A 3,365-nucleotide genomic window follows, 5' to 3' on the forward strand; every position below is an offset into this window, starting at 1 on the left:
AAAAAAAAGACCTGGGATTTGTTCTGGGCTATCTTACATTTTTCCCTGAACTGGAAATCGATCTAAATGCTGATCTGCCCAGTTTTGATCTTAGTAGAATATTCCCTGAAAGCGAAGTTATTGGAACAGGAAGAGGTAATCTTGGATATAATTATTCCTCTCAAGGAGCAAGTTTTGATCTGGAAATGGAAGGTGAGAAATTCAATTATGGTGGTATCTGGATACATAATGTAGAAGTTGATATCAGCCAGAAAGACAGCCTGCTGGTGATCAGAAACCTTCATCTCAAAGAGGGACGGGCAAATTTTCTAAAAGCTTCCGGTAGTATTGGTTTTAATATCCTAAATTCCAGATCTTATCCCAGCAGTGACAGACTCAATCTGGAATTCAGTGGAGACCTTTTACGAATTTTGCAGAATAATATCAGTTATATCAAAGAGGGTAAAAGCCAAAGCAAGCTCAACCTGAATCTGGCAATGGGAGAAAATGGCTTTGAGATCTATGACAGTAAAATAGATATTAAAGGTACAAAACTCTTGCTTAAAGACCAGAAGCAGACCTTCAAAAATATCAATATTGAAATGAGTATTGCTGACAATGTTCTCACTGTACAGAATTTTAATATTGATATGGGAACAGGAAAATTGCTCATGGAAAATAGTGTCGGATATAATGATCAGGATTTATATATTCACATGATAAATACAGGTCAGATATTACTTTATACATCGAAAGAGGGAGTTGAATTTCATCTGCCCCAATACACAGCTCCTAATACGTCTACTCATCTACTTATTAGAGGTCGGGATTCCCACTATTTGAGAATGTTTAATGATCAGGGGGAAGCTAAACTGCTGGGAGACCTTGTTTTCAGCAGCACAGATATCACCTATCCTCCTGACACCTCAAATATTATGAATTGGGTAGATAGCTTCACGGCAGATATCAGAGAAAGCTGGAGTACCAAAAAAAAGCAGAAAAAAGTGCTCCCTCAGGTTGATGATGACCTTGATGATTATACTGGCTTGCCTTTTAACTTTGATCTGCACGTTTTTGTTAACAACAATGTTCGTTACGTGACATACCCCTTTGAGATAAATTTTGAACCTGATTCTTATTTGTATCTAAATTATCAGGACGATAAATTCTCTATTAAGGATGCCTTTTTCAGTTCTAAAGAGGGTAATATTGAGTTAGTAGGTACAGAAATGGATGTGCAGGATATTCTGATCACCTTCAATACTCAGGTTAATGAGATAAGTCTCAAAGCAGAATTTGAGCGCAAAGTAGCTGACGGAACCCTGATCCAATTGACCATTACAGATGAGAGAGAAGGAGTTTTCCCAAATAATCTGCTGATGACTTTTTCCAGTGATAATACTGATGATCAGACGGATACCGAAAAGCTATTCCGGCTCAGATATGGCAGGGGACTTGATGATATTACTGATACAGAGCGCCAGTCACTGTTTCAGGATGATCTGATCCAGACGGCAGGTGGAGAGATAGAAAATATCATTATTGACCCGGTAATAAATCAGTTTGAGTTATATGTGACCCGTTTACTGAATATTGATTATTTCCAGATGGAAACCAGTTTCATCTATAATCTGCTGTCTTCAAATAGTGATCTTTATGGAAATTCAGAAGATCAGGATAAAAAATATTCTGCTGATGCTCTTCTTGAAAATCTATCACTCAAAGCGGGAAAATACATTCTTGATGACCTTTTCCTGAATTATAATGTCACTTTCCAGAAAGTGTATGATACTGATCTGGATGTGGGGATGGGGGTTTATCACACATTTTCTTTTCGCTATGATATGCCGATGAATATTAAATTCATCTATGAATATCAGATAGAACCCTATGATTTAGACAGTCACGAATATAGTTTTACCAAAACAATAAAATTTAACCAGATGCAGGATCTGTATTTCAAAATATTTTATCCTTATACCTGGCAGAATAAGATCAAAGACCGCTACTAAACATTAAAATGCAAAACCAAATTTTAGAAATTCTAAGTCATAAAAGATTTCACTGTCATTAGTGGCTTCTTCCAGGAAAAACATAGATGTCGTGCCTTGATTAAGTATTCCTTCTTCACCAGTAAAATATCTACCCATACTCAGGCTGAAACCCCAATTGAATCCGCGATAAGAAAATGAACGCCAGCCGATTCCAAATCCAATTCCCCATTTAGTCGTACTATGATGAAGGTTGTCCCATATATTTCTACTCTCAAGTAAGGCAAAACGAGTAAGTCCACTCATAAAGAAGCCGTTTGAGGTATTTCCGGTAAAGAGTCTGATCCGGGCATCTGCATAAAAAAGTTTATCAATACCTGTTTCAATGTCATCATCATCATAAAAATAATAGTCTTCATTATGATGTTTATAGTAGTACCAGGGAAAGTAGATTTCCATCATCGGTTTTCCAAAATATGAAAATCCACCGCTGAGAGTAGTTGTTTCATCATTACAAGCAATAAATCGAATGAGATTAAACTCTACTCCCCAAGTCTTATCAGCCAAAGGGTCATTTCGATACTGATTATACAGTTCGTTAATCTGCTTTTCAGTTTCTTTGGAGATTTTCAGTAAAGAGTCAATTTTTGCGTCCTGGGCATTTAAAATACTTAGAAAGAGAATAAGAATACTGAAACACATTAATCTTTTCATGCTATCTCCCAGGTTATTGATAACGGGAAAATCCCTCAAGACTTTCCCGTTTCGATCATCTATTTTCTGATTATTTTATTTCTTAGCTGTTCCACTGGGAACTGAGTAATAATACCCACATAATATTGCAGCACCAGTGAACCGTCATAGGCTTCCACAACTCCATTTCCATCAACATCTGAGCGGGTGATACGCCATTCTTCCCATGGTAGAGGAGCCGCAGCTCCCGGATCTATACCCACATAATATTGAAGGATAATAGATGCATCATAGGCTTCAACAGCTCCATTTGCATCCACATCGCCATACATGATACCACCTGATGATGGAGCTACTGGAGTGAATAAGATTGCTCTATCATCTCCCAGCGAATGTGCCGTATCCGGATAGAAATTTGCAAAAGTGATTTCCAGTCCCTGGGTTTTATCTGGACTTTCAATACCCACACTGGCATAATTTTCTGCCTGATCATAGTTATTTATCTGTTGATACATGAAGATGATCTCACCATCACCAGTGGCAGTAGGATAAAATTCCGGGTCTCGCAGTATTACCTGAAAGTACTGCCGATGATTTTGATTATATTCTAATCTCATATTTTTCCATTCTATTATAAATCTGTGATTATCTTCATCATACCAATAATACACATAACCTTGACTAAGGTCATCCCAGAAGGGG

General features: G+C 37.3%; 3 protein-coding genes. 1 reads left to right on the forward strand and 2 read right to left on the reverse strand.

Annotated elements, in window-relative coordinates; all coding sequences use genetic code 11:
* Positions 1-1,991, forward strand: a 1,991-nt coding sequence (locus RAO94_04820) for a hypothetical protein (GenBank protein ID MDP8321655.1), incomplete at its 5' end; no start/stop codon positions are given.
* Between the two features lie 3 nt (positions 1,992-1,994).
* On the opposite strand, the gene RAO94_04825 is transcribed toward RAO94_04820, so the two are convergent.
* Positions 1,995-2,684 (reverse strand): hypothetical protein, encoded by a 690-nt coding sequence (locus RAO94_04825; protein ID MDP8321656.1) that lies wholly within the window; start codon positions 2,682-2,684, stop codon positions 1,995-1,997.
* Positions 2,685-2,743: 59 nt separating this feature from the next.
* The coding region (locus RAO94_04830; protein ID MDP8321657.1) for a dockerin type I domain-containing protein at positions 2,744-3,365 on the reverse strand (622 nt) is incomplete at its 5' end.

Source organism: Candidatus Stygibacter australis (genome assembly GCA_030765845.1).
In the GTDB taxonomy this organism is placed as follows: domain Bacteria; phylum Cloacimonadota; class Cloacimonadia; order Cloacimonadales; family TCS61; genus Stygibacter; species Stygibacter australis.